This is a genomic window from Saccharomonospora azurea NA-128, from assembly GCF_000231055.2.
Lineage (GTDB): Bacteria > Actinomycetota > Actinomycetes > Mycobacteriales > Pseudonocardiaceae > Saccharomonospora > Saccharomonospora azurea.
Map to the genome: position 1 here is coordinate 4,354,340 of NZ_CM001466.1, position 24,893 is coordinate 4,379,232.

Below are 24,893 nucleotides of genomic sequence, written 5' to 3' on the forward strand. Positions count from 1 at the left end.
TCAGTACTGCACCGGGGTGTTGAACTCCAGCAACGCCGCCTGCCCCGTCCCGTCCCAGCGCACCGTGGTGATGGCGCAGTTGCGGAACACCGGGAACACCGAGCGGTACGAGCGCAGCGGCAACCCCAGCAGGTGGCACAGCAGCAGACGGTGGGCCGTGGAGTGCCCGACGACGAGTACCCGGCCGTCGGGGTGCTCGCGCGCGATGTCGGTGGCGTAGCCCGTCATCCGCTTCACCGCGAGCACCGGGTCCTCCCCGCCGGGCAGGTAGTGCGTCACGGGGTCGTCGACGAACGCGGCGCGCGCCTCGGGGAAGTCGCGGTTCATCTCCTCGGCGGTGAGGCCTTCGCCCCGGCCGAAGTCGAGTTCGACGATGCGCTCGTCGACGTGCGGGTCGAGCCCGGTCGCGCGGGCGACCGGTTCGGCCGTCTCCCGCGCGCGGGACAGCGGCGACACCCACACCGCGTCGAGTTCGGCCGTGGCCGACCAGCCGCCCAGCACCTCGGCCTGCCGCCTGCCGTGGTCGGTCAAGGCCACGTCGGTGCGGCCGGCGTAACGGTTGCCGTCGTGCCAGACGGTTTCGCCGTGGCGGACGAGAACGAGTTCGGTCATCGCGTGCTCCGGTGGTGTGCGTGGTCGGCCAGTTCGGTGGGCAGCCAGCCTCGCTCGCGCAAGGCGTCGATCAGGGTCAGGTAGCCCTCGGTGAGGACGTCGGTGTCGGCGGCGACGGGTTCGACGGTCACGGTGTCGCGGACGGTCTCGCGCGCGGCCTCGGCGAGCGACGACTCGGCGGACCGGGCGAGCAACGCCATGCCCACGGCGGGATCGGCGTTGCCGGGAACGGTGAGCGGGCGGCCGAGCGTGGTCGCGCGCACCCGGGTCCAGTACTCGTTGCGCGCGCCGCCCCCGGTCGTGGTCAGGGTGCCGTCGACGGGGGCGCCGAGCAGGTCGAGGTAGTCGAAGCAGAGCCGTTCGACGAACGCGACACCGCGCAGCACGGCGGCGTAGGCGTCCACCTCGTCGGCGGGCGTGCCGAGTGTGAACCGCTGCGCCTCGGCGGCGACGAACGGGAACCGCTCGCCCTGCGACACCAACGGATACGTCACGAGTGTCGTGGTCGGACGGTCGGCCGCCAGCGCGGTGAGCCGGTCGAGATCCGCCCCGGCGAAGAGGTCGCTGAGGACTCCCGCGCCCACGCTGGACGCACCGCCCGGGAGCCAGTTGCCGTCCGGGGCGCGGTGGGAGTAGACGACGCCCAACGGGTCGTGCAGCCGGTTGTCGGTGACGCCCTTGAGGACGAGCGTGGTGCCGAGAACGCTGTTCCACGACCCGACCGAGAACGTCCCGGAGCCCAGCACCGACGCGCAGCCGTCGGTCATCCCCGCGACGATCGGTGTGCCCGCCGGGATGCCCGTCGCCTCCGCCGCCGCGGCGCACACCTCGCCGAGGGGCGTGCCGGGGCGCACCACCTCGGGCAGCACGTGCGCCGGGATGCCGAGCGCGTCGACGACGTCGGTGGGCCAGCGTTCGCCGTCGAGGTCGTAGCCGGTCTTCAACGCGTGGCTCGAATCGACCGCGGTGAGCCGTCCCGCGAGCTTCCCCGTGAGGTAGTCGGCCTGGTGCAGCAGGCGGGTCCGGTCGGTGGGCGGGTGGTGGCGCAGCAACCACAGCAGCTTCGGCAGCGCCCACGACGCCTGCGGGCGGTAGCCCAGCGACTCCCACAGCGCGGCGCCGGCCTCGTGCACCCGGCCGACCTCGTCGGCCGCCCGCGCGTCGTCGTACATCAGCGCGGGGGTGAGGGGACGCAGCTCGGTGTCGGCGAGCAGGATCGTGCCCGACGTCGCGCACAGGGACAGCCCGCGCACCGGCCGGGAGCCCAGCGCGCTCGTCGCCTCGGCGCAGGCCGTGGCGAGCGCCGACCACCACTGCTCCGGATCCTGCTCGTGCCGTCGTTCTCGTCGCGCGCTGTCCAGCGGCCGGGACGCGCTCGCCACCACGGCACCGGTCCGCTCGGTGGCCACACACCGCACGCTCTGGGTGCCGATGTCGAGGCCGAGCCACACGGGGGCGTGGCGACCGGTCGAAGGGCGCGTACTGGTTGCCATGTCGATTCTTCCTGTGTCGTGTAGCGGGGTTCGGGACTGTCCTGTCCGGACGGGCGCCCCGTCACCGGGTCCCGAGGTGCCAGCCCTGCGCGGAGACGTCGCGCAGCGCGCGGAACCTCTCGTACTGCTCGGCGTAGTGCCCGACGCGGCCGGGCTCGGGTTCGTAGGTGCGGTCCAGCCGCACGTGCCGGCTCGCCGCGCTCGTCATGTCGGGCTCCGCGCCGGTGGCGACGAGGCCGCTCAGGAAGGCGCCCTTGGCTCCCACCTCGCCGTCGGCCGGACGCACGACGCGCACGCCCGTGACGTCGGCGATGAGGCGGCACCACAGCTCGCTGTTCGCACCACCGCCGCAGACCCGCAGCTCGGTGACCTCCGCCGTGGTCGCCGCGAGGCAGTCCCTGACGACCATCGTGAGGCCCTCGAACACGGCGAGGGCGACGGCGTCGCGCCCGTGTTCGAGGCTCAGCCCCCAGAACGTGCCCCGCGCCGCCGTGTCCAGGAACGGAACGCGTTCCCCGGCGGGCGAGAGGTAGGGCAGGAACGTCAGCCCGTTCGCACCCGGGGCGGCCTGCTCGGCGAGTGTGCTCAGGCCACGCGGGTGGTCCAGGCCCAGGAGGCGGCACGCCCAGCCGAGTACCTCGGTGCCGGCCAGCGTCGGGAAGGCACGGACGACCTCGGTGCCGGAGCTGAGCAGGAGGGTGAGCCCCGACGGCGCGCCGGAAGTGTCGGAGGTCTCGACGGTGTCGGTGAACACCTCCGTGCACAGCGTCGTCCCGAGGATCGTGCAGGCCAGCCCGGCTTCCGTGGCACCCGCGCCCAGGGCCGTCGAGGCCACGTCGTACGGCGCGAGCACCACGGGCGTGCCCTCGGGGAGTCCGAGTTCGCCCGCCGCCCGGCGCGACAGGCCCGCCGTCGTGTCGGCGCCGTCGAGCACCCGGGGCAGGAACCGGCGGGCCCACTCCAGGTCGAACAGGGACAGCAGCGCGGCGGAGTACGACCGGGTCCTCGGGTCGAGCAGCGGGACGGAGGCGTCGGAGGAGTCCACGCCCACGACGTCCGTGAGGCGGGAGAACAGCCAACCGCCGCAGGTGAGCGCGGTCGCGGACGCGCGAAGGCGTTCGGGGTCGTGCTCCCGGAGCCAGGTGAGGATCGCGTGGGGCAGTCCGGCGAAGCCGAGCGAGCCGTTGATCCGGAACGCCTCCTGCGCCACGCCGTCCCGCAGCCACGTTTCGACGATCTCCGCGCCGCGACCGTCGGACCAGAGGATCGCCGGTCCGGTGGGCTCGCCCCGGTCGTCGACCAGCCAGCAGCCGTCACCCTGCGCGGTCAGCGAGAGGAAACGGACGCCGTCGGGTGCGGCGGGCAGGACCTCGCGCACCGCGTCGGCCACGGCCGTCCACACGGAGTCCATGTCCTGCTCGGCCCACCCGGGGTGAGGCCTGCGGACCTCCGTCTCCCGCCGCGCCACCGCGACCTCGCGTCCGTCGTCGTCGAAGACCACGGCCTTGATCAGCGAGGTTCCGGCGTCGATCGCGATCGCCGACATCCCGCCCTCCTTCGTCGCACACTCCGCGTCCAGCACACCCCCGGCGGCCGGTTCGGGCAATGGCCCGATCGCAATCGCACGGCGCCCAGGACGGGTGTGGTGTGAAGAAGTGTCGCCGGAAAACGTCGTCGTCGCTGGTAGAGTTGGTCGACCGCCGACGTCGGTGCGCGGAAGTTCACATTTCTTCACACGGGAGCACGGCATGGACGGCACCATCCGGTCGCGGCGGCGCGCGCTGATCAAGGACCGGGTCCGGGCGGACGGTTTCGTGCGGGCGTCCGCGCTGGCGGAGGAGTTCGGCGTCAGCGTGATGACGATCCACCGCGATCTCGACGCGCTGCAGACACAGGGCTGGCTCGCGCGGGTGCGGGGCGGGGCGACCGCCGCACCGTCGGAGACGTTCCACGGCGACATCGCCCAGCGCCGCACCGCGATGGCGCGCGAGAAACGCGCACTCGCCGCCGCGGCCCTGGAGCAGGTGCGGCCCGGCGACACCGTGATGCTCGACGAGAGCACCACGTGCCTGCACCTCGCCGAACGCCTCGCCGAACGCGCCCCGCTGACCGTGATCACCTACTTCCAACCGGTCGTGACGATGCTCGCGGGTGTTCCGGGCATCACGCTGATCGCGCTCGGCGGCGAGTACTTCCCGGCCTACGACGCGTTCCTCGGGCTCTACACCGCGGAGGGCGTGGCGAAGGTCCGGGCCGACACGTTCTTCATGTCGACCACCGCGGTCGCGGGCAACCGCTGTTACCACCATTCGCAGGCCACGGTGCAGGTCAAGCGCGCGATGCTGGCGTCGGCGTCGCGGTCGGTGCTGGTCGTCGACCACACGAAGTTCACCCGCGACGGCCTGTACGCGCTGGCGCCGTTGTCGCACTTCGACCTCGTGCTCGCCGACGACGGGCTCCCGGTGGCCGAGCAGCGGCGGGTCCGCGACAGCGGCGCCACGTTGACGGTGGTCGGCGTGCCGTAGGCGCCGGTTCGTCCGAGCCCACGGCGGCTGATTCCACCGGGTTCCGGGTGGTCGGCCCGTCCGGGACCACGGGGGTACTGTCGAGGTCGATGAGCGGTCTGCGTCACCGTTCACCGCGCGTTGTGGACTGACCCCGTTGCGGTCGGTACGGTCTGCTCGACAACCGAAGTCACAACTGGATATCGCGGCCGATCGAGCCCGAGCGGGAGAGTCCCCGCGCCTTGTCGGCGGGGCACCGAAGGAGTAAACGCCCCACAATCTCTCAGGTCCACCTACCGCTCACGGCGAGGCCACTCTGGAAAGCAGGCACTCCGCGTGCCTCACCCAAGGTGTAAGCCGCGCGTTCGCGCGGTGAAACTCTCAGGTGCCCATGACAGAGGGGGAGTTCCCAGCACAGGGTGGGTAGCCCTGTGGTACGGCGAGAAGGAGCTCCCATGTCCGTGTCACCCGCGTCGTCCGTGTCGTCCGTGCCACCGTCGACGTCGGCGTTCGCCTCCCGGCACATCGGCCCGGGGCCTGCCGAACAGGCCAAGATGGTGGCCGAGTGCGGCTTCGGCAGTGTCGACGCGCTCGTGGCGGCCGCCGTGCCCACCGCGATCCGCACCGACGGTGAGTTGCGGCTGCCCGCACCCGCGTCGGAGGAGCAGGCGATCGCCGAGCTGCGCGAACTCGCACGCCGCAACCGCCCCATGACCCAGATGATCGGACTGGGCTACTACGACACCGTCACCCCGGCTGTCATCCGCCGCAACGTGCTGGAGAACCCCGCCTGGTACACGGCCTACACGCCGTACCAGCCGGAGATCTCGCAGGGGCGGCTGGAGGCGCTGCTGAACTTCCAGACCGCCGTCTCCGACCTCACGGGCCTGACGACCGCGAACGCGTCCCTGCTCGACGAGGGCACGGCCGTGGCCGAGGCCGTGATGCTGATGAAGCGCGCGTCGAAGTCGAAGTCCGACAGGGTGGTCGTCGACGCCGAGTGCCTGCCGCAGACGATCGCGGTGGTGCGCACCCGGGCGCAGGCGGTGGGCGTCGAGGTCGACGTCCGCGACCTGTCGCAGGGGCTGCCCGAGGACTTCTTCGGTGTCGTCGTGCAGTACCCGGGTGCGTCCGGTGTGCTGCGCGAGCCCGACTTCTACCGCCGGATCGGTGAGGCGGCCAAGGAGGTCAAGGCGCTCTACTGCATGGCCGCCGACCTGCTCGCCCTCACCCTGCTCACCTCGCCCGGTGAGTTCGGCGCGGACCTCGCGGCCGGCACCACCCAGCGCTTCGGCGTGCCGCTCGGCTACGGCGGCCCGCACGCCGGCTACCTCGCCGTGCGTGCCGGGTTGGAACGGTCGCTGCCCGGCAGGCTCGTCGGCGTCTCGATCGACACCGACGGCGCCCCCGCCTACCGGCTCGCGCTGCAGACACGCGAGCAGCACATCCGGCGGGAGAAGGCCACGAGCAACATCTGCACCGCTCAGGTCCTGCTCGCCGTGATGGCGTCGATGTACGCCGTGTACCACGGCCCCGACGGGCTCCGGCGCATCGCCGAGCGCGTTCACGGCCACGCGGTCGCGCTGGCCGACGCCCTGCGCTCCGGCGGCGTCGAGGTCGTGCACGACCACTTCTTCGACACCGTGCTCGCGCGCGTGCCCGGCCGCGCCGACGAGGTGCTGGCCGCCGCCCGCGAAGCCGGGGTGAACCTCGGTGGCGTCGACGCCGACCACGTGCGGGTGGCGTGCGACGAGGTGACGGCCCCGGAGGTGCTGGCCGCGGTGCTCGGCGCGTTCGGCGTCCAGGCCACGCCGCAGGCGGCCTCGCGGACGGCGTTCCCGTCCGGTCTCGAACGCACCGGCGAGTACCTCACCCACGAGGTCTTCCACTCCTACCGGTCGGAGACCGCGATGCTGCGCTACCTGCGCAGGCTCGCCGACTCGGACTACGCGCTCGACCGCGGCATGATCCCGCTCGGTTCGTGCACGATGAAGCTCAACGCCACCACCGAGATGGAGCCGATCACCTGGCCGGAGTTCGCGAACATCCACCCGTTCGCGCCCGCCGAGGACTCCGAGGGCTACCGCGAGCTCGTCGCGCAGCTGTCCCGCTGGCTGGCCGAGGTCACCGGCTACGACAACGTCTCGCTGCAACCCAACGCGGGCAGCCAGGGCGAGCTCGCCGGGTTGCTGGCGATCCGCGCCTACCACCGCGCGAACGGGCAGCCCGAGCGCGACGTGTGCCTCATCCCGTCGTCGGCGCACGGCACCAACGCGGCGTCGGCCGTGCTGGCCGGGATGCGCGTGGTCGTCGTCTCGTGCACGGCGGACGGCGACGTGGACCTCGACGACCTGCGAGCCAAGGTCGACGCCCACCGCGACACGCTGTCCGCGATCATGGTCACCTACCCGTCCACGCACGGCGTGTACGAGACCGGCATCCGCGAGCTGGCCGAGATCGTGCACGACGCGGGCGGTCAGGTCTACGTCGACGGCGCGAACCTCAACGCGTTGCTCGGGCTGGCCAAGCCGGGCGAGTTCGGTGGCGACGTCTCGCACCTGAACCTGCACAAGACGTTCTGCATCCCCCACGGCGGTGGCGGGCCCGGCGTCGGACCCGTCGCCGTGCGCGCCCACCTCGCGCCGTACCTGCCGAACCACCCGCTCGCGCCCGAGGCCGGTCCGGAGACCGGCGTCGGACCGATCTCGGCGGCACCGTTCGGATCGGCGTCGATCCTGCCGATCTCCTGGGCGTACGTGCGCATGATGGGGGCGCCGGGACTCACCGACGCGACGAAGGTCGCCGTGTTGAGCGCCAACTACGTCGCCGCGCGCCTCGCCCCGCACTACCCGGTGCTCTACACCGGACAGGACGGGCTGGTGGCCCACGAGTGCATCCTCGACCTGCGCGGGCTGACCAAGCAGACCGGCGTCACCGTCGACGACGTCGCCAAGCGGCTCATCGACTACGGCTTCCACGCGCCGACCATGTCGTTCCCCGTGCCCGGCACGCTCATGGTGGAGCCCACCGAGAGCGAGGACCTCACCGAACTCGACCGGTTCTGCGACGCGATGATCGCCATCCGCCGCGAGATCGACGAGGTCGCGAACGGCACCTGGTCGGTGGAGGACAGCCCGCTGCGCAACGCGCCGCACACGGCCGAGCAGCTCGCCGGGGACTGGACCCTGCCCTACGACCGGCGCACCGCCGTGTACCCGGGCCGCACCTCGCCGAAGGGCAAGTACTGGGCCCCGGTGCGGCGCATCGAAGGCGCCTACGGCGACCGCAATCTCGTCTGCTCCTGCCCGCCCGTCTCCTCCTACGAAAGCGCAGGTTCGGTGTCGTGACCGCAACATCCCAGCCGTCGACCACCCCGTTGCACGAGGTGCACGCGGAGCTCGGAGCGTCGTTCACCGAGTTCGCGGGCTGGTCGATGCCCGTCCGGTACTCCAGTGAGCTGGCCGAGCACCGCGCCGTACGCGAGGCGGCCGGGCAGTTCGACCTCTCCCACATGGGCGAGATCGAGGTGAGCGGCCCCGAGGCGGGCCGCGCGTTGGACTACGCGCTGATCGGCAACCTGTCGGGCATGTCGGTCGGTCGCGCCCGCTACACGATGCTGTGCGACGTCGACGGCGGCGTGCTCGACGACCTCGTCGTCTACCGCCTCGACGAGGAGCGCTACCTCGTGGTCGCCAACGCGGGCAACGCGGCACTCGTGGCCGACGCCCTGCGCGAGCGGAGCGAGAAGTTCGACGCCACGGTCACCGACGTCAGCGAGCGCACGGCGCTCATCGCCGTGCAGGGACCCGCGTCGGCGGCCATCGTGGCCGAGGCCACCGGCGCCGAGCTCGACTCGCTGCGCTACTTCGCGAGTATGCGCGCCTCCGTCGGCGAGCACGAGGTGCTGCTCGCGCGCACCGGCTACACGGGCGAGGACGGCTTCGAGCTGTTCATCGACACGGGTGGCAGCGGCGCCGACGCCGCTGTCGCCACATGGCGGCGGCTCGCCGAGATCGGCGCCTCCCGCGGACTGCTGCCCGCGGGGCTGGCCTGCCGCGACACGCTGCGGCTGGAAGCCGGCATGCCGCTCTACGGCAACGAGTTGACCCGCGCACGCACCCCGTTCCACGCGAACATGGGCCGCATGGTGAAGTTCGACAAGCCCGGCGACTTCGTGGGCCGCTCCGCGCTGGAGCGTGTCGGCGAGCCCGACGGCGTGCTCGTGGGCCTGCGTGGCGAAGGTCGGCGTGCCCCTCGTCACGGCTACCGTGTCCTCGACGGCGACCGCGAGGTCGGCGAGGTCACGAGTGGCGCGCTGTCTCCGACGCTCGGCTACCCGATCGCGATGGCCTACGTCACGTGTGACGTCGCCGAGTCCGGAACGTCCCTGTCCGTCGACATCCGCGGCCGTGCGGCCGCCGTCGAGGTCGTGTCCCTGCCCTTCTACAAGCGCCCCTCCACGAAAGGCTGACTCCGTTGTCCCAGACGCAACCCAACATTCCGCAGGACCTGCGCTACAGCCGCGAGCACGAATGGATCCGTACGGGCAGTGACGACGTCGTGACGATCGGCGTCACCGCGTTCGCCGCCGAGTCACTCGGCGACGTGGTCTTCGTCCAGCTCCCCGAGGCGGGTAGTACCGTCACAGCGGGTGAGGTGTGCGGCGAGATCGAGTCGACCAAGTCCGTCAGCGAGTTGTACGCGCCGGTGACCGGTGAGGTCGTCGAGGTCAACGAGTCCGTCGTGGACTCGCCCGAGACCGTCAACGCCGACCCCTACGACGCGGGCTGGCTGTTCACGGTCCGCGCCGAGTCGGTGCCCGAGCTGCTCGACGCCGACGCCTATGCCGCGCTGATTCAGGAGGGCTGACATGAACTCGTTCGACGCCGACCTCGCCACGGTCGACCCGGAGGTCGCCACGGCGGTCGCCGCCGAGCTGCATCGCCAGCAGTCGACACTGGAGATGATCGCGTCCGAGAACTTCGCGCCCGCCGGCGTTCTCGAGGCGCAGGGCTCTGTGCTCACCAACAAGTACGCCGAGGGGTACCCCGGCCGACGCTACTACGGCGGTTGTGAGCACGTCGACGTCGTCGAGACCCTCGCCATCGAGCGGGCCAAGGAGCTCTTCGGGGCCGAGCACGCCAACGTGCAGCCGCACTCGGGTGCGCAGGCCAACGCCGCCGCGATGGTCGCCCTGCTGGAGCCGGGCGACACCATCCTCGGTCTCGACCTCGCGCACGGCGGGCACCTCACGCACGGCATGAAGCTCAACTTCTCCGGCAAGCTCTACAACGTCGTCGCCTACCACGTCGACAACGAGACCGGCCGGGTCGACATGGCCGAGGTCGAGCGCCTCGCCACCGAGCACAAGCCGAAGCTGATCATCGCCGGGTGGTCGGCCTACCCGCGGCAGCTCGACTTCGCGGAGTTTCGGCGGATCGCCGACGCCGTGGGCGCCAAGCTCATGGTCGACATGGCGCACTTCGCGGGTCTGGTGGCGGCGGGTCTGCACCCGAGCCCCGTGCCCTACGCCGACGTCGTGACCACCACGACGCACAAGACGCTGGGCGGCCCGCGTGGCGGGATCGTGCTGTCGAAGCAGGAGTACGCCAAGAAGATCAACTCGGCGGTGTTCCCCGGCCAGCAGGGCGGGCCGCTGGAGCACGTCATCGCGGGCAAGGCCGTGGCGCTGAAGATCGCCGCGAGCGAGGAGTTCCGGGAGCGGCAGGAGCGCGTGCTCGCGGGCGCGACGATCCTCGCCGAGCGGCTGTCCGCGGACGACTGCGCCTCGGCGGGCGTCCGGGTGCTGACCGGCGGCACCGACGTGCACCTGGTGCTCGTGGACCTCGTGAACTCGGAGCTCGACGGCAAGCAGGCCGAGGACCGCCTGCACAGCATCGGTATCACGGTGAACCGCAACGCCGTGCCGTTCGACCCGCGTCCGCCGATGGTGACGTCGGGCCTGCGCATCGGCACGCCGGCGCTGGCCACGCGCGGTTTCGGTGCCGACGACTTCGCCGAGGTCGCCGACATCATCGCCACGGCGTTGCAGCCGGGCTTCTCCGACGCCACCCGCGAGGAGCTGCGCTCCCGCGTGACGACGCTCGCCGAGAAGCACCCGCTCTACGCCGACCTTTCCTGACCCTGTCCCGGCGTGTCCGCGCTCTGCGCACGCGTGTCCGCACTTCACGCACGCGTGTTCGCACGTCGCGGACACGCCGGGGAGGTCCGGCGGCGTCAGGACGTGACGAGGGCGATGGCGAGCCCGTCGTAACCCTTGACGCCCACGGTCTGGAGCGCGGTGGCGTCGAGCCGTGGCTCGTCGCGCAGCAGCTCGATCGCCTCCCGTGTGCCGCGCACGGAGGGATCGTCGCTGTCCGCGTCCGTCACCCGGCCTCCGCGCACGACGTTGTCCACGACGATCACGCTGCCGGGCCGTGCGAGGTCCAACGCCCACCGCACGTAGTGCGGGTTGTTGGCCTTGTCGGCGTCGATGAACGCCAGGTCGACCGGCGGGTTGGAGTCGAGCGTGGGCAGCACGTCGAGCGCCTTCCCGACCCGGATGTCCACGCGGTCCGCCAGTCCGGCGCGTTCGATGTTGCGCCGCGCGACGTCGGCGTGGCTGGGATCGGCCTCGATCGTCACGACCCGTCCGTCGGCGGGCAGGGCCCGGGCGAGCCAGATGGTCGAGTAGCCGCCCAGGGTGCCGATCTCCAGGATGCGGCGGGCGTCCACGAGGCGGGCGAGCAGGTGCAGCAGTTTCCCCTGGTTCGCCGCCACGGCGATGTCGGGCAGCCCCGCCTCCGCGGCCGACCGCTGTGTGGCGTCGAGGACGTCGTCGTGCGGGGCGAGCTGCTGAGCGAAGTAGTGGTCGACGGCGGACCACTGGTCTCGGTTCATGCCGTGAGGCTAGCTCCGCGCGGTGGGCGGCGTGGGGTCGTCGTCCGGGAAGGGCGAACACGCGTGCGGGAAGTGCGGACACGCGTGCGCAGGTCGCGGACACGCGTGCGGGAGGCGCGGCTGGGCGGGGATTCAGTCGTCGAGGGCTTCTTCCGGGGCGTCGTCGGCGTGCACCACCGCGTCGCGCAGAGCGGCTCTGAGCCTGCCCACGTCGAGCGAGGTCAGCACGGCCGCTTCGCCCGGAGGCGCGACGAGCACGACGCGACCCGCATTGACGAAGACCATCAGTTCGCGCCGTCGCCCGGCCAGATCGCGGCAGGGGACAGCCCACTCGTCACGCGAATTCACCCAGCCCCCTTCGTGTCATCCGCAGCGACTGTAGTCGCAATCACCGGTCCTGGTGATCGATTCGACCGATTTCGTGCGACGACGCCGCCCGCGTGAGCGACACGGACACCACCAGCGCTGCTGCGGTGGCCGTCGCCATCACGGCCGCCATCGCGAGCGCCGACCCGCCGAGCAGCCCGACGATCGGGGACGTGCCGCCGCCGACGAGGAACTGCACCAGGCCCAGCAGGGCGGAGGCCGACCCTGCCGAGTCGGGATGGTCGGTCAAAGCGAGCGTGGTGGCGTTCGGCCCGACCATGCCCACGGACGAGATGGTGACGAACAGCGGCACGAGCAGCAGCGGCAACGACGCGTCCGTCGCCGCGGCCGCCACGACGCCGAGCCCGCCGGCGGTGGCCATCGCGAGGCCGGTGCGCAGCAGTGTCCTGGGGGCGAAGCGGCTGACCAGCCTGCCGTTGATCTGCCCGACCAGCACGAGGCCGAGCCCGTTGAGCCCGAACACGAGGCCGTACTCGGCGGGGGTGAGGCCGTACGTGTGTTGGAGCACGAAGCTGGAGCCGGAGATGTAGGCGAACATCGCGGCGAAGGCCAGGCCCACGGTGAGCGCGTGCCCGACGAAGATCCGGTCGGACAGCAGTGCCGCGTACGTGCGGGCGATGGGGCCGAGCCGGGCGGAACGGCGGTGGTGCCGGGGGAGCGTCTCGGGCAACGCGAGGGCGGCGACCACGAGGAGCACGATCCCGAACGCGGTGAGAGCCACGAAGATGCCGCGCCACGACGTCCAGCGCAGCAGTTGTCCCCCGAGCAGAGGCGCGAGGACCGGCGCGACGCCGGTCACGAGCATGAGGGTGGAGAAGAAGCGCGCCATCGCGACACCCGAGTAGAGGTCGCGCACCGCTGCCCGCGCGATCACCATGCCGGTGGCCGCGCCCAGCGCCTGCACCGCTCTGGCGGCGATCAGCGCGGGCACGGACGGGCTGAGGGCCGCGACCGCGGACGCCGCGGCGAACACCACCACACCGACGAGCAGTGGTCTGCGCCGGCCGAAGGCGTCGGACAGCGGTCCGGCGACGAGCTGACCGATGCCGAGCCCCACGAGGAACACGGCGAGCGTGAGCTGCAGCTGCGTGTCGGTGGAGCGCAGTTCACTCGCCATCACGGGGAGCGCGGGCAGGTACATGTCGATGGACAGCGGCCCGAACGCGGTGAGCCCGCCGAGCAGCAGCGCGTAGCGGGCGGTGCGAGGAGGTCGAGAGGTCGGCCCCGGTGGGGTCGAGTGGGTGGATGTCGTCGTCCGAACCTCGTTCACCGCCGTGCGCGCGGCCACCCGACCTCCCGAGTTCGTTGTGATCGCTGGTACCGACCAGACACAACCGACGAGGAGCCCTGACTGTTTCCGCGAGGAGTGTGATCTTGTCGATAACCGGACAGGTCGGGGCTCGTCGTGTCGTCGTTGATCACGACAGTGCGAGGAACAGCTTCTCCAGTTCCTCGGTCGTCAGGCCGTCCTCGACCTCGGCGGCTTCCTCGGGATCGGTGATGCAGTACTTCATGGCGTTGGACACGATCGTGAAGCCTGCTCTGTCGAGGGCGGTCGAGACGGCGGCGAGCTGGGTGACGATGTCCCGGCAGGAGCCGTCGTTCTCGACGGCCGCGATGACGCCGTCGAGCTGACCGCGAGCGCGTTTGAGCCGGTTGAGGATCCGTCGTTGAGTCTCAGGGTCTGCTTTCCTCATGGACACTCACTTTCTACGGGACGTACGGAAGCGTTCCACACCGGTCGGCGAGCCGGGGAGGATGTCCGGCAGTGATCGTTCCGGCGTCACTGTGGTCGCGACCGTGACAGGAGTGGGCAGCGCACGGCGGTCAGGCGGCAGACGAGCGTCAGGCCGGCGAGCGCCATCGCGACGACGGCGACCACGAGCCCCGCGGGCGACGGGAGTTCCCGGCTCAGCACGAACACGCCCATGACCAGCACGAAGACGCCGAACCCCTTGCGCAACGCCGTTTCCGGTACTCGGGACGTCAGCAGGGTGCCGAGCAGCGATCCGGCGACGGCCGCGGCGGTGACGCCGAGGACCGGGGGCCAGTCGAGGTTGACCGTGGTGAGATAACCGGCAAGCCCCGAGAAGGACTTCATCGCTATCACCACCAGCGAGGTGCCGACCGCGACCGGCATGGACAGCCCGCCGAGCAACACCAGCGCGGGTACGACGAGGAACCCGCCACCGGCGCCGACGACTCCGGTGACCAGGCCCACGACGAGTCCGTCGGGGATGATCCGTCGCAGGGGCAGCTCCTGGTGTTGCGTCCCGGAGCCGGCGATGACCCGCTTCCTCCCCCGGATCATCGCCGCGGCCGTGGCGACCATCACGACAGCGAAAGCGATCATCAGGACGGTGTCCGGAAGGTAACCGCCGGCGAGGCCGCCGGCGAAGGAGCCCACCATGCCGGCCGCTCCGAACAGCAGACCACTACGCCAGCGGACGTTGCGCTTCCTCGCGTGTGCGACGACGCTGAGCAGTGAGGTGGTGCCCACCACGAACAGCGACGCGGCGATGGCTTCCTTCGCGGGCATGTCCGCGACGTAGGCGAGCAGCGGCACCGTCAGGATGGAGCCCCCGCCACCGAGCAGACCCAGCGAGACGCCCACAAGCACGGCGAGAAGCAGGACGATGATCAGGCCGGCTTCCATGTGTCCTCCTCGCTACGCGCTACGGCCTCTCGTGACTCATCGTCGGTGTCGATCCGGCACACCGCTGCCTCAGGACGTGCGGCGCGAGGCCGGCAGGCCACAGGTGCCGCCGTCCGCGGTGTGGCCGGGTGTTCTGTTCCACGGCATTCGTGCGAGTACCGCGGCCAGACCGCAGGAGTTGGTCACCGCCGAGAACGTCAGCCCCGCACCGATGGCGGCCGAGAGGTAGCCGAGGCGGGGGCTGACCAGCTTGGACCCGAGGAAGCCGAGCAGCACCAGGGATCCCGCGGTCAGACGAACTTGACGGTCCATGGCCCAGCGTTGGGCACCGCGGACGACGCGGCCGCCTGCCGACTCGAAGGCGGGGACGCCGCCGGTGAGGACCTCGGTGTTGTCGATGCCCGCCGCGGCCAGCTGTTGCTGTGCCTGGACGGCCCGTACTCCCGACTGGCAGACGAGCACCACGGCGTCGTTCAGGTGCTCGGCGAGTTCCTGGGTGCGCTGGGACAGTTCCGCCAGCGGGAGATTGTGGGAGCCACTGATGTGAGTCGACGCGAACTCCGCCGGTGTGCGCACGTCGATGATCGTGAGCGCCTCATGGTCCGCGATGCGCTTCTTCAGCGTGTGCGCGTCGATGGACGTGCCGGTGACGGCTTTGCGCATGGGTTTCTCCTCCAAGGAGCAGTGGGTTGGGTAAGACTGGTGCCCGCCCGGGTCAGGCAGGGGCGTCGCGGGTGCCCCGCCGGGACTCGTCCCAGGCCGACCAGCCCGCGTAGCTGCCGTCGAGCTCGACGACGTCGTAGCCTGCCCGGCGCAGAGCGCCTGCGGCCACGGAGTTACGCGCCCCGCTCTGGCAGTACGTCACGATGGTGCCGCCCTCGGGCAGCTCGTCCAGGTGCCACAGCACCCGTCCCGCGCTGAGCTGCTCGGAACCGGGGATGTGTCCGGCGGCGTGTTCGGTCTTGTTCCGGACGTCCAGCACGAGTGCGGCCTCCGAGCGTTCCAGGTCGGCGGGTGCGACGAGCGCCGGCCGGGCGGTGGGCAGGCCGTCGAGGCCGGTCGTGTAGCCGGCGACGTGGTCGATGCCGACCCGCAGCAGGTGATCCCGCACGGTGCGGGCCGTGTCCCCGTCGGGCGCCAGCAACACGAGTGGTGTGCTCTCGGCCTCGGGGTCGTAGGCCCAGGCGCCGAAGCTCGCGGCCTTGGCGGGTCCGGGGATGTTCAGCGCGCCCGGCACCGTGCCCTGGTGGACCTCGGTGTGGGGCCGGGTGTCGACGAACACGAGTTCGTCCTTCTCGAGAGCGCGCACGATCTCGTCGTTCGCCAGCTCCGTCAGCGCGGGCAGGGAGCCCAGGATACGCGGCCCTTCCCTGTTCTGCCGCTTCATCCGGGCGAAGTACGCGTGGGCGTCCGGTTGCCCGCCCAGCAACTCGTCGACGAACCCCTGCTCGTCGCCGTCCCGCAGGTACGGCGCCCACCAGGCGTTGCGGCGTTCGTAGCCGACCGTGGTCGCGGGAAGGGCACCCAGTGCCTTGCCGCAGGCGCTGCCCGCGCCGTGGCCGGGGTAGACCTGCACGTGGTCGGGGAGTGCCAGGAACGTGTCGCGAAGGCTGGCGAAGATCTGCCGGGCACCGGCGAAGCGGGTGTCCTCCGCGCCGGCCGCCTCGTCGAGCAGGTCGGGGCGGCCCAGATCTCCCGCGAAGACGAAGTCGCCGGAGAGCAGGTATCCCGGCTCGTCGCTGAACGCGCCGTCGGTGATCAGGAACGAGAGGTGTTCCGGTGTGTGCCCGGGCGTGTGGCGGGCCTGCATCGTGATGTTGCCGACGGTGAGGGCGTCGCCGTCGTACAGGCGGGTGGCGTCGAAGGCGTATTGCCAGTCCTGTCCGCCTTCTCCCGAGACGTAGACGTGCGCTCCGGTCGCCGCTCCCAGTTCTCGCGTACCGGAGAGGTAGTCGGCGTGGATGTGGGTCTCCGTGACCGCCGTGATCCGCATTCCGTGCCGCCGTGCCAGGTCGAGGTACTCGCGGACGTCGCGTCGCGGGTCGACCACGACCGCCTCTCCTGTGGCCTGGCACCCGACGAAGTAGCTGGCCTGGGCGAGATCGTCGTCGTAAAGGCGTTCGAGCAGCATGGCATCTCTTCTCTTTCGGGTCCGGATTCCTCCCCACTCTGACATATACCCCCGGGTGTATGCAACCGTGGTTCGCTCACCGGGGGAGTCGACGCGGTGATGCGTGAACCACGAGATGCGGCCACGGCGTGCCTCCTGGCCCCTGACGCGGGGCCGATGAGGCTGGAGACACCCAACTGCGTTGCCGTGCCCAGCACTGTTCCGGTTCAATCGCCTGACGCGATCTTCGAAGGCGTAACTTGATCGCTGCACGGTTCCGGCGGGAGTCGTCGACCACGAGAGGAGCCGACCGGATGAAGTTCACCACCACGGACTTCGCCTGGCAACCGCAGGCGGTTTCGGCGGCGGGGGTGTCCGTCGCGGTCCTCACCGGCCTGCACACGTTCTACCGGTGGGACCAGTCGTGGGTGCTCCTGCGCAACACCGAACGCACCATCACCGCCGAGTACTGGAACTGGCGTGCGGCACTGGCGCCGGAGAACCGGCCGAGCGATGCGGACGTCGTCGCGTCCACCAAGGCCTTCCTGGCGACGTTGAGCGAGATCCGGGGCGAGGAAGCGCAGGTGTTCTTCCAGGACCTGAGCTTCCCGGCGGTGGTGGTCAACCAGTCGCGTCCGTAGCCCGGTGCCGCTCGGCGGAACCCGGCACAGGCGCACGACGGGGTTGTTCGTGTCCACTGTGGTGGGTCCTTTCGGGTCAGTCGAGGAGCACGGGCATCACGAGTGTGGTGAAACTGCCCTGGTCGGCGGAACGGACGATCGTGGGCCGGTCGGGGGCGACGATCTCCAGCAGCACGTCGGGGCCGACACCGGCGTCGACCGCGGGCGCGAGCACGGCGGGGTCGAAGCCGAGCCGTGCCGTTCCCGAGCACACGGCGGGCACGGTGCGCTCGCCCACGTGCACCGCCTCGGCGGCGGTCTCCAACACGACGGTGCCGTCGGCGGCGGCGAGCGCGTCGAGCAGCGCGACGCGGTCGGTCACGACCCGGCACTCCCGCGCGGGCAGCGCGTCGAGCAGCAGGCGGTAGTCGGGGAACTCCCCGTCGACCGAGGGCAGCGGCAACTCCGCCGGGTCGCCGTCGGAGCGCTGCGCGACGAGTCGCGCGCCGTCCGAGGCGAGTACGCACCGCACGACGTCGTGGCGCACCGCCCACGGCAGCGCGTCCACCAGCGCGTCGACCGGGACGAGTACGTGGTTCGCCGGTCCCACCACCGACGTCGGCACGAGCTCGCGCACCGCGAGGCGGTAGCGGTCGGTGGCCACCAGCCGCAGCACCTCGGCGGTCCACTCCACGAGCACGCAGCGCAGTTCCGCGATGTCGCCGGAGCGCGCGGCCGCGGACTGCACCTGGCGGATCGCGCTCGCGAGCTCCGCACCACCGACGGACACCTCGCCGTGGGTGGGCAGCTCCACCATCCGCAGGGCGGCCTCGACCGCCGCGTGCGCGGAGTCGGCGCGGGCCCGCAACCGCCGGGCGTGTGCGGTGAGAACGTCGCGGGCCACGGACGGAGCACCTGTGAGCACGGCGGTGATGTCGGCGAGTGGCACCTCGGCCTGCCGGAGGGTGCGCAGGAGCGCGGCCGCGTGTTCCTGATCGGCGCTGTAGTAGCGGTAGCCGGTGTCCGGGTCCACGCGGGCGGGCGGCAGGACGCCGCAGTCGTCGTAGAAGCGCAGCGCGCTCGGAGTGAGCCCGACGCGCCGCGCGAAGGCACTGATCGTGTCCATGACGCCGAGTCTGGGGCTTCGACCGGCTCGAAGGTCAACCGTAGGATGCCCGGCACGACGGCGAATGGTCGGCACGGCGCGAGGAGGCGCGGATGAGCGAGCGGTTCGGGCACTACCAGAGTGAGCTCTACCTGCAGGCGTACGGCGGCACCAAGCCTCCGTTCACCACCGATCCCACGCGCCTGGAAGCCGAGGCCGAACGCGTGCTGGACCCGGGACCGTTCCACTACGTCGCCGGGGACGCGGGATCCGGTGCGACGACGCGTGCCAACCGGGAGGCCTTCGACCGCTGGGGCATCGTGCCCCGCATGCTCACCGACGCCACCGAGCGCGAGTTGTCCACCACCGTGCTGGGACAGACGCTGCCGGCGCCCGTCGTGCTCGCGCCCGTGGGGGTGCAGTCGATCGTGCACACCGAGGCCGAGCGCGCCACCGCGCGAGCGGCGGCCGGACTGGGGCTGCCGATGGTCCTCTCCACGGCCTCGTCCACGAGCATCGAGGACGCCGCGGCGGCGTCGGGCGACGGCCCCCGGTGGTTCCAGCTGTACTGGCCGAACGACCCCGACGTGTGCGGCAGCATCCTCGCCCGCGCGAGGGCCAGCGGCTACACGGTGCTGGTCGTCACGCTCGACACGTGGTCACTCGGCTGGCGTCCGTGCGATCTCGACAACGGCTACCTGCCGTTCCTCAAGGCCGAGGGGACGGCGGTGCCGTTCAGCGACCCGGTCTTCCGCTCGCGGCTCGACGCCTCGCCCGAGGAGGACCAGGCCATGGCGGTGCTGCGCTGGATCTCGATGATCACCGGGACCGACCGCGGGTGGGACGCCCTGCCGTTCCTTCGGGAACACTGGGACGGGCCCATCGTGCTCAAGGGCATCCAGCACGTCGACGACGCCCGCCTCGCCGCGGACGCCGGTGTCGACGGCATCGTGGTGTCCAATCACGGCGGACGCCAGGTCGACGGCGCGGTGGCGGCGCTCGACGTGCTGCCCGAGATCGCCACGGCCGTGGGCGACCGGCTGGAGGTGCTGTTCGACTCGGGCGTCCGTACCGGCGCCGACGTCGTGAAGGCGCTCGCCCTGGGTGCGAAAGCCGTGCTGCTGGGCCGCCCCTACGTCTACGGGTTGGCCCTCGGAGGCGAGGATGGCGTGCGGCACGTGGTGCGGAGCCTGCTCGCCGACCTCGACCTCACGCTCGGGCTGTCCGGACGCCGCAGCGTGCGTGGGCTGGGGCCCGAGGTGCTCGTGCGGCGCTGACCCCGTCAGGCCGGTGGTAGCCCGGGGCCTTTGCGGGGGCCGACGACAGCGCCCACCGTGGTGAGGACGGTGCCCGCCAGCAGGACCCACGGACCGGCCCCCGCGAGCTCGAACGCACCGTCGTACAGCGTCACGATGCCGAGTCCGTGGATGATCGTGCCGGCGAAGGCGCTGGTGCCGAACACCAGCCGGAACCGGGTGAACGTGGCGTGGGTGAGCTGCGTGCGGGGCCAGCCCTGCATGAGGTTGGCCACCTTCTGGGTCCGGACCGCGCCGAGTGTCCAGGGCAGCGGGTACAGCGGTTGCAGCGCGAGCGCGACGAACGCCAACCACGCCACGTACATGTCGGGCATGGTGAACAGGTTGTCGGTGGGCATCCCGGTCAGGTCGAGGAAGCTCAGCGTGCCCTGCTCGACGCTCACCCACGGCAGCAGCAACAGGCCGACGACGCTCGCCACCACGCCGAGGATCGCGGGAACGGCTCCCCAGCCCGGCAGTGTGAGCGGGCCCTGCGTCACCGGACCCTGGTGGAACTGTCCCGGCATCGGCCCGCCGGGATACGGCTGGCCGGGGTAGGGCTGTCCTGCGTACGGCTGACCGGGATACGGCTGTCCCGGGTAGGGCTGCGGGGAGGGAGCCTGAGCCGGGTAGGCCTGCGGGAACGGCTGCCCCTGCTGAGGTGAGGCCGGTGGTGGAGTGGCCTGCGGGAAGGGCTGGCCCTGCTGTGGAGGTGCCTGCTGCGGGTACGCCTGGCCCGGTGGCGGAGTCTGCGACGGCCACTGCCCGGGGGCCGGCTGTTGCGGAGGTTGCTGGTTCGAGGGCTGCCACGGCTGGCTCATGGCGACGCAGCGTACCGCCCGCCGGTGACGTCGACGGCGCGTTCCACGGAAAAACGGGTGGCTGAGGCGTACCGGTCGCCGGTTAAGCTTGCCTCCGTATGTCTTCCACGTCTTCCCCGCAGGTGACCGCCCGCGAGCTGCGGTCCCGTCTGCCCGAGCTCATGGTGCGCGACGCGCACCGGCTGAGTCGTCGGCTCGACGGACTCCGTAAGGCGCGTCGACCGAAGCCCGACGCGGTGGCGAGCATCGCCAAGGACGTGGAGCGCGCGGAGGAGCGCCTCCGGCGCCGCCGCGAGTCGCTGCCCGAGGTGACGTACCCCGAGGAGCTGCCCGTCAGCGCGCGTCGCGACGACCTCGCCGACGTGATCCGCGACAACCAGGTGGTGATCGTCGCGGGTGAGACGGGATCGGGCAAGACGACGCAGCTGCCGAAGATCTGCCTCGAACTGGGTCTGGGTGTGCGCGGGCAGATCGGGCACACGCAGCCTCGTCGGCTCGCCGCCAGGACGGTGGCCGAGCGCATCGCGGCCGAGCTGAAGACCGAGCTCGGCCAGACCGTCGGCTACAAGGTGCGGTTCACCGACACGTCCGGCGACGACACGTTGGTCAAACTCATGACCGACGGCATCCTGCTCGCCGAGATCCAGCACGACCGCCTGCTGCGCCAGTACGACACGATCATTATCGACGAGGCGCACGAGCGGAGTCTGAACATCGACTTCCTGCTCGGCTACCTCAAGCGCATCCTGCCGCGCAGGCCGGACCTCAAGGTGATCATCACCTCGGCCACCATCGACCCGGAGCGTTTCTCCCGGCACTTCGACGACGCCCCGATCGTCGAGGTCTCCGGGCGGACCTATCCGGTGGAGGTGCGGTACCGGCCGATCGTCGACCCCGACGATCCCGACGCCGATCCCGACCGCGACCAGGTGCAGGCCATCTGTGCCGCCGTCGACGAGCTCCGGGCGGAGGGGCCGGGCGACATCCTGGTGTTCCTCTCGGGTGAACGGGAGATCCGCGACGCCGCCGAAGCGGTCGAGGCGATGAACCTGCCGAACACGGAGGTGCTCCCGCTGTACGCGCGGCTGTCGGCCGCCGACCAGCACCGGGTGTTCAAGCCCCACCGGGGGCGGCGCATCGTGCTCGCCACCAACGTGGCGGAGACGTCGCTGACCGTGCCGGGCATCAAGTACGTGATCGACCCGGGCACCGCTCGCATCTCCCGCTACAGCCACCGCACCAAGGTGCAGCGGCTGCCCATCGAACCGATCTCGCAGGCGTCGGCCAACCAGCGCAAGGGCCGTTGCGGCCGCACGTCCGACGGCATCTGCATCCGCCTGTACTCCGAGGACGACTTCCTCTCCCGGCCCGAGTTCACCGACCCGGAGATCCTGCGTACCAACCTCGCGTCGGTGATCCTGCAGATGATCTCGCTCGGGCTCGGCGACATCGGCGCGTTCCCGTTCGTGGAGCCGCCCGACCGCAGGCAGATCACGGCAGGTGTGCAGCTGCTCACCGAACTCGGGGCGATCGACGCGTCGGGCAAGGAACTCACGCCGGTGGGGCGGAAACTCGCGCAGCTCCCCGTCGACCCGCGCATGGGCCGCATGGTCGTGGAGGCCGGGGAACTCGGCTGCGTGAGCGAGGTCATGGTGATCGCCGCGGCACTGTCCATCCAGGACCCGCGGGAGCGGCCGTCGGAGAAGCAGCAGCACGCCGACCAGCTGCACGCCCGCTTCGCCGACCCCAACTCCGACTTCCTCGCCTACCTCAATCTCTGGAACTACGTTCGCGAGCAGCAGAAGGCGCTGTCGAACAACCAGTTCCGCAAGCTCTGCCGCAGCGAGTACCTGAACTACCTGCGCATCCGCGAGTGGCAGGACATCCACAGCCAGTTGCGGCAGCTGGCCAAGCCGCTCGGCATCACGCCCAACGACGTCCCCGCCGATCCGCAGCGCATCCACACCGCTCTGCTGGCCGGGCTGCTGTCCCACGTCGGGCTCAAGGACCCGGCGAAGGGCGACTACCTCGGAGCGCGGGGCGCCCGGTTCTCGGTGTTCCCCGGCTCGGCGCTGTTCAAGAAGCAGCCGAGGTGGATCGCGTCGGCCGAACTCGTGGAGACCTCCCGCCTGTGGGCGCGGGTCAACGCGCGTGTCGAACCCGAGTGGATCGAGCCGCTGGCCCAGCATCTGGTGAAGCGCCAGTACTCGGAGCCGCACTGGGAACGCAAGCGCGGCGCCGTCATGGCGAGCGAGCGGGTCACGCTCTACGGCATCCCGTTGGTCGTGGGGCGCAAGGTCAACTACGGCCGCACCGACCCGGAGACGTCGCGGGAGCTGTTCATCCGGCACGCACTCGTCGAGGGCGACTGGGACACCCGGCACCGCTTCTTCCACGACAACCGGGCCCTGCTGGAGGAGGTCGCCGACCTCGAGAACCGCGCCCGGCGCCGGGACCTGCTCGTCGACGACCAGACGCTCTTCGACTTCTACGACCAGCGCATCGGCGACGAGGTCGTCTCGGCCCGCCACTTCGACACGTGGTGGAAGAAGGTCCGGGCCACGCAGCCGGACCTGCTCAACTTCGAGAAGGCCATGCTCGTCAACGACGGCGCCGACGACGTGAGCGAGGCCGACTACCCCGACACCTGGCGGCAGGACTCGCTGAGTTTCGCGCTGACCTACCAGTTCGAGCCGGGAGCCGACGCCGACGGCGTGACCGTCCACGTTCCGCTCGTGGTGTTGAACCAGGTCCGTCCCGACGGGTTCGAGTGGCAGGTGCCCGGGCTGCGCGAGGAGCTCGTCACGGCGCTCATCAAGTCGTTGCCGAAGCCGTTGCGGCGCACCCTCGTGCCCGCGCCGGACACCGCGAGGCAGGTGCTGGCGACGGTGGGCCCCGACGACGGGCCGTTGCTGCCGGTCGTGGCGCGCGAGCTGGAACGGCTGCGTGGCGTGGTGGTGCCGCTCGACGAGTGGCGGTGGTCGGCGGTACCGGACCACCTCAAGATGACGTTCCGGGTGCTCGACGAGCGTGGCCGCACCCTCGCCGAGGGCAAGGACCTGGAGGCGCTGCGCGACCGGCTCGGCGACCGCCTGCGCGAGACGATCTCCGCCGCCGCCGACGACGTGGAGCGCGAGGGCCTGCGCACTCCGGAGTTCGGGTCGTTGCCGAAGGAGTTCTCGGCGCGTCGCCGCGGGCACCAGGTCAAGGCCTATCCGGCGCTGGTCGACGAGGGCGACAGCGTGGCCGTGCGCATGCTCGACACACCCGGCCAGCAGCGCGCGGCGATGTGGCGCGGCACGCGCAGGCTGCTGCGGCTCAACGTGCCCTCGCCCGGCAAGCACGTCAACCGCAACCTGTCGAACCAGTCGAAGCTGGTGCTGACCCGCAACCCGCACGGCGGGGTGGCGGAGCTGGTCGACGACTGCGTGAACTGCGCCGTCGACAAGCTCATGGCCGACGCGGGCGGGCCCGTGTGGGAGGAGCAGGCGTTCGCGCCCCTGCTCGAACGGGTGCGGACCACGTTGAACCCCACGGTGCTCAACGTGCTGCACGTCGTGGAGGACGTGCTCCGAGCGGCGCACGACGTCGAGGCGCGCCTGCAGTCGATGCGCGGTGACGCGCTCGCCGAGTCGCTCGCCGACGCCCGCGCCCACCTGTCGTCGCTCGTGTACGCGGGATTCGTGACCGCGACCGGGTTCGACCGGCTCGGCCACCTCGTGCGCTACGTGCGGGGGATCGAGCGCAGGCTCGACAAGCTGCCGTCCGACCCGGCGCGGGACGTCGAGCGCTTGCGCGACATCGCGTGGCTGCGGGAGGAGTACCAGGCGGCGGTGGACTCCCTGCCTCCGCGCACCGACCCGAGTCCCGAGCTCGCCGAGATCCCGTGGATGATCGAGGAACTGCGAGTCAGCTTCTTCGCCCAAACCCTCGGCACGGCCTACCCGGTGTCGTTCAAGCGGGTCCTGAAGGCACTCGACGCCGCCGCCCCCTGACACCGTGTCCGCGCTCTGTGCACCCGTGTCCGCGGTCTGCGCACGCGTGTTCGCACTTCCCGTACGCAGGGGAGGTCAGCGCGCGTCGGCGTAGACCTGCACGGCCGTCGCGGGCATGGGAAACCGCACGGGACACGCCGCTCCGAACACGAGTGCCGTGGCGGTGCGTACGGCGTCGTCGAGGCAGCCGACGACCTGATCCGCGAGCTCGGCGGGACAGTGGACCAGCACCTCGTCGTGCTGGAAGAACACCAGGTGCGCGGGCGCGGGAAGGCTCCGGCGGAGCGTGGCCAGCAGCACCGCGGTCCAGTCGGCGGCGCTGGCCTGCACCACGAAGTTGCGCGTGAACCGGCCCCAGTCGCGTGCGGCCCGGCGGGCGCCGACCTCGTCGCCCG

The 24,893-nt window shown here is 71.2% G+C and carries 20 protein-coding genes, 1 pseudogene and 1 riboswitch; of the genes and pseudogenes, 8 read left to right on the forward strand and 13 right to left on the reverse strand.

Features of this window, described 5'->3' with window-relative positions; translation table 11 throughout:
- From SACAZDRAFT_RS20205 to SACAZDRAFT_RS20215, 3 genes are all read right to left on the reverse strand, one after another.
- On the reverse strand, positions 1-612 hold the full coding sequence (locus SACAZDRAFT_RS20205) for a histidine phosphatase family protein (protein ID WP_005444735.1): 612 nt from the start codon (positions 610-612) through the stop codon (positions 1-3).
- Positions 609-2,105: an FGGY-family carbohydrate kinase gene (locus SACAZDRAFT_RS20210; protein ID WP_005444736.1), complete on the reverse strand. Its 1,497-nt coding sequence runs from the start codon at positions 2,103-2,105 to the stop codon at positions 609-611. Before SACAZDRAFT_RS20210 ends, SACAZDRAFT_RS20205 begins: the two co-directional genes overlap by 4 nt.
- Before the next feature lie 61 nt (positions 2,106-2,166).
- A complete protein-coding gene (locus SACAZDRAFT_RS20215) occupies positions 2,167-3,651 on the reverse strand; it encodes an FGGY-family carbohydrate kinase (protein WP_005444737.1) in 1,485 nt (494 codons plus the stop codon).
- Positions 3,652-3,853: 202 nt separating this feature from the next.
- On the opposite strand from SACAZDRAFT_RS20215, the gene SACAZDRAFT_RS20220 reads away from it, so the two are divergent.
- From SACAZDRAFT_RS20220 to glyA, 5 genes are all read left to right on the forward strand, one after another.
- Positions 3,854-4,630: a DeoR/GlpR family DNA-binding transcription regulator gene (locus tag SACAZDRAFT_RS20220; RefSeq protein ID WP_005444739.1), complete on the forward strand. Its 777-nt coding sequence runs from the start codon at positions 3,854-3,856 to the stop codon at positions 4,628-4,630.
- Positions 4,631-4,915: 285 nt separating this feature from the next.
- Positions 4,916-5,017, forward strand: a riboswitch (glycine riboswitch).
- Positions 5,018-5,064: 47 nt separating this feature from the next.
- Complete coding sequence (gcvP, locus tag SACAZDRAFT_RS20225; RefSeq protein WP_005444741.1) at positions 5,065-7,956, forward strand: aminomethyl-transferring glycine dehydrogenase; 2,892 nt, start codon at positions 5,065-5,067, stop codon at positions 7,954-7,956.
- Positions 7,953-9,080, forward strand: coding sequence for a glycine cleavage system aminomethyltransferase GcvT (gene gcvT / locus SACAZDRAFT_RS20230; protein ID WP_005444742.1), 1,128 nt, complete (start codon positions 7,953-7,955; stop codon positions 9,078-9,080). The genes gcvP and gcvT overlap by 4 nt, the downstream gene beginning before the upstream one ends.
- A 5-nt stretch (positions 9,081-9,085) precedes the next feature.
- Positions 9,086-9,478: a glycine cleavage system protein GcvH gene (gene gcvH / locus SACAZDRAFT_RS20235; RefSeq protein ID WP_005444744.1), complete on the forward strand. Its 393-nt coding sequence runs from the start codon at positions 9,086-9,088 to the stop codon at positions 9,476-9,478.
- Between the two features lies 1 nt (position 9,479).
- Positions 9,480-10,751 (forward strand): serine hydroxymethyltransferase, encoded by a 1,272-nt coding sequence (gene glyA / locus SACAZDRAFT_RS20240; protein WP_005444746.1) that lies wholly within the window; start codon positions 9,480-9,482, stop codon positions 10,749-10,751.
- 95 nt (positions 10,752-10,846) lie between these two features.
- On the opposite strand, the gene SACAZDRAFT_RS20245 is transcribed toward glyA, so the two are convergent.
- From SACAZDRAFT_RS20245 to SACAZDRAFT_RS20275, 7 genes are all read right to left on the reverse strand, one after another.
- Positions 10,847-11,509: an O-methyltransferase gene (locus tag SACAZDRAFT_RS20245; protein WP_005444748.1), complete on the reverse strand. Its 663-nt coding sequence runs from the start codon at positions 11,507-11,509 to the stop codon at positions 10,847-10,849.
- A 132-nt stretch (positions 11,510-11,641) separates the two neighbouring features.
- Positions 11,642-11,857 (reverse strand): hypothetical protein, encoded by a 216-nt coding sequence (locus tag SACAZDRAFT_RS20250; RefSeq protein WP_005444751.1) that lies wholly within the window; start codon positions 11,855-11,857, stop codon positions 11,642-11,644.
- Between the two features lie 40 nt (positions 11,858-11,897).
- Positions 11,898-13,184 carry a multidrug effflux MFS transporter gene (locus SACAZDRAFT_RS20255; RefSeq protein WP_005444753.1) on the reverse strand — a complete coding sequence of 429 codons (1,287 nt, stop codon included), beginning with the start codon at positions 13,182-13,184 and terminating at the stop codon, positions 11,898-11,900.
- A 130-nt stretch (positions 13,185-13,314) separates the two neighbouring features.
- Positions 13,315-13,593, reverse strand: coding sequence for a metal-sensitive transcriptional regulator (locus SACAZDRAFT_RS20260; RefSeq protein WP_005444755.1), 279 nt, complete (start codon positions 13,591-13,593; stop codon positions 13,315-13,317).
- An 86-nt stretch (positions 13,594-13,679) separates the two neighbouring features.
- The gene (locus tag SACAZDRAFT_RS20265) at positions 13,680-14,552 is read right to left on the reverse strand and encodes a sulfite exporter TauE/SafE family protein (RefSeq protein ID WP_005444757.1); all 873 of its coding nucleotides are present in this window, start codon (positions 14,550-14,552) and stop codon (positions 13,680-13,682) included.
- A gap of 69 nt (positions 14,553-14,621) precedes the next feature.
- Entirely contained in the window at positions 14,622-15,215 is a 594-nt protein-coding gene (locus SACAZDRAFT_RS20270) for a rhodanese-like domain-containing protein (protein ID WP_005444759.1), read from the reverse strand.
- Positions 15,216-15,267: 52 nt separating this feature from the next.
- Positions 15,268-16,683, reverse strand: coding sequence for an MBL fold metallo-hydrolase (locus SACAZDRAFT_RS20275; RefSeq protein WP_005444761.1), 1,416 nt, complete (start codon positions 16,681-16,683; stop codon positions 15,268-15,270).
- 293 nt (positions 16,684-16,976) lie between these two features.
- Between SACAZDRAFT_RS20275 and SACAZDRAFT_RS20280 the strand changes: the two genes are divergently transcribed.
- On the forward strand, positions 16,977-17,303 hold the full coding sequence (locus SACAZDRAFT_RS20280) for a DUF4231 domain-containing protein (protein ID WP_005444764.1): 327 nt from the start codon (positions 16,977-16,979) through the stop codon (positions 17,301-17,303).
- 76 nt (positions 17,304-17,379) lie between these two features.
- Here SACAZDRAFT_RS20280 and SACAZDRAFT_RS20285 read toward each other — a convergent pair whose 3' ends face one another.
- Positions 17,380-18,408 carry a DNA polymerase III subunit beta family protein gene (locus SACAZDRAFT_RS20285; RefSeq protein WP_005444765.1) on the reverse strand — a complete coding sequence of 343 codons (1,029 nt, stop codon included), beginning with the start codon at positions 18,406-18,408 and terminating at the stop codon, positions 17,380-17,382.
- 92 nt (positions 18,409-18,500) lie between these two features.
- Between SACAZDRAFT_RS20285 and SACAZDRAFT_RS20290 the strand changes: the two genes are divergently transcribed.
- Positions 18,501-19,664 (forward strand): lactate 2-monooxygenase, encoded by a 1,164-nt coding sequence (locus SACAZDRAFT_RS20290; protein WP_005444767.1) that lies wholly within the window; start codon positions 18,501-18,503, stop codon positions 19,662-19,664.
- 5 nt (positions 19,665-19,669) lie between these two features.
- Here the strand turns inward: SACAZDRAFT_RS20290 and SACAZDRAFT_RS23940 are convergent, their stop codons facing one another.
- The gene (locus SACAZDRAFT_RS23940; protein ID WP_232286306.1) at positions 19,670-20,503 is read right to left on the reverse strand and encodes a hypothetical protein; all 834 of its coding nucleotides are present in this window, start codon (positions 20,501-20,503) and stop codon (positions 19,670-19,672) included.
- Positions 20,504-20,601: 98 nt separating this feature from the next.
- Here SACAZDRAFT_RS23940 and hrpA point away from each other — a divergent pair, with 98 nt between their 5' ends.
- The gene (gene hrpA / locus SACAZDRAFT_RS20300; RefSeq protein WP_005444771.1) at positions 20,602-24,498 is read left to right on the forward strand and encodes an ATP-dependent RNA helicase HrpA; all 3,897 of its coding nucleotides are present in this window, start codon (positions 20,602-20,604) and stop codon (positions 24,496-24,498) included.
- A gap of 75 nt (positions 24,499-24,573) precedes the next feature.
- Here the strand turns inward: hrpA and SACAZDRAFT_RS20305 are convergent.
- Positions 24,574-24,893: pseudogene (locus SACAZDRAFT_RS20305) on the reverse strand (bifunctional 3'-5' exonuclease/DNA polymerase); the annotation flags it as partial.

Excerpts from the sequence above, each read along its gene's own strand:
- SACAZDRAFT_RS20265 (WP_005444757.1), bottom strand. The coding sequence starts at position 14,552 with ATGGAAGCCGGCCTGATCATCGTCCTGCTTCTCGCCGTGCTTGTGGGC.
- SACAZDRAFT_RS20245 (WP_005444748.1), bottom strand. The coding sequence starts at position 11,509 with ATGAACCGAGACCAGTGGTCCGCCGTCGACCACTACTTCGCTCAGCAG.
- SACAZDRAFT_RS20205 (WP_005444735.1), bottom strand. The coding sequence starts at position 612 with ATGACCGAACTCGTTCTCGTCCGCCACGGCGAAACCGTCTGGCACGAC.
- hrpA (WP_005444771.1), top strand. The coding sequence starts at position 20,602 with ATGTCTTCCACGTCTTCCCCGCAGGTGACCGCCCGCGAGCTGCGGTCC.
- SACAZDRAFT_RS20260 (WP_005444755.1), bottom strand. The coding sequence starts at position 13,593 with ATGAGGAAAGCAGACCCTGAGACTCAACGACGGATCCTCAACCGGCTC.
- SACAZDRAFT_RS20220 (WP_005444739.1), top strand. The coding sequence starts at position 3,854 with ATGGACGGCACCATCCGGTCGCGGCGGCGCGCGCTGATCAAGGACCGG.
- SACAZDRAFT_RS20280 (WP_005444764.1), top strand. The coding sequence starts at position 16,977 with ATGAAGTTCACCACCACGGACTTCGCCTGGCAACCGCAGGCGGTTTCG.
- glyA (WP_005444746.1), top strand. The coding sequence starts at position 9,480 with ATGAACTCGTTCGACGCCGACCTCGCCACGGTCGACCCGGAGGTCGCC.
- gcvP (WP_005444741.1), top strand. The coding sequence starts at position 5,065 with ATGTCCGTGTCACCCGCGTCGTCCGTGTCGTCCGTGCCACCGTCGACG.
- SACAZDRAFT_RS23940 (WP_232286306.1), bottom strand. The coding sequence starts at position 20,503 with ATGAGCCAGCCGTGGCAGCCCTCGAACCAGCAACCTCCGCAACAGCCG.
- SACAZDRAFT_RS20275 (WP_005444761.1), bottom strand. The coding sequence starts at position 16,683 with ATGCTGCTCGAACGCCTTTACGACGACGATCTCGCCCAGGCCAGCTAC.
- SACAZDRAFT_RS20290 (WP_005444767.1), top strand. The coding sequence starts at position 18,501 with ATGAGCGAGCGGTTCGGGCACTACCAGAGTGAGCTCTACCTGCAGGCG.
- SACAZDRAFT_RS20285 (WP_005444765.1), bottom strand. The coding sequence starts at position 18,408 with ATGGACACGATCAGTGCCTTCGCGCGGCGCGTCGGGCTCACTCCGAGC.
- SACAZDRAFT_RS20215 (WP_005444737.1), bottom strand. The coding sequence starts at position 3,651 with ATGTCGGCGATCGCGATCGACGCCGGAACCTCGCTGATCAAGGCCGTG.
- SACAZDRAFT_RS20270 (WP_005444759.1), bottom strand. The coding sequence starts at position 15,215 with ATGCGCAAAGCCGTCACCGGCACGTCCATCGACGCGCACACGCTGAAG.
- SACAZDRAFT_RS20210 (WP_005444736.1), bottom strand. The coding sequence starts at position 2,105 with ATGGCAACCAGTACGCGCCCTTCGACCGGTCGCCACGCCCCCGTGTGG.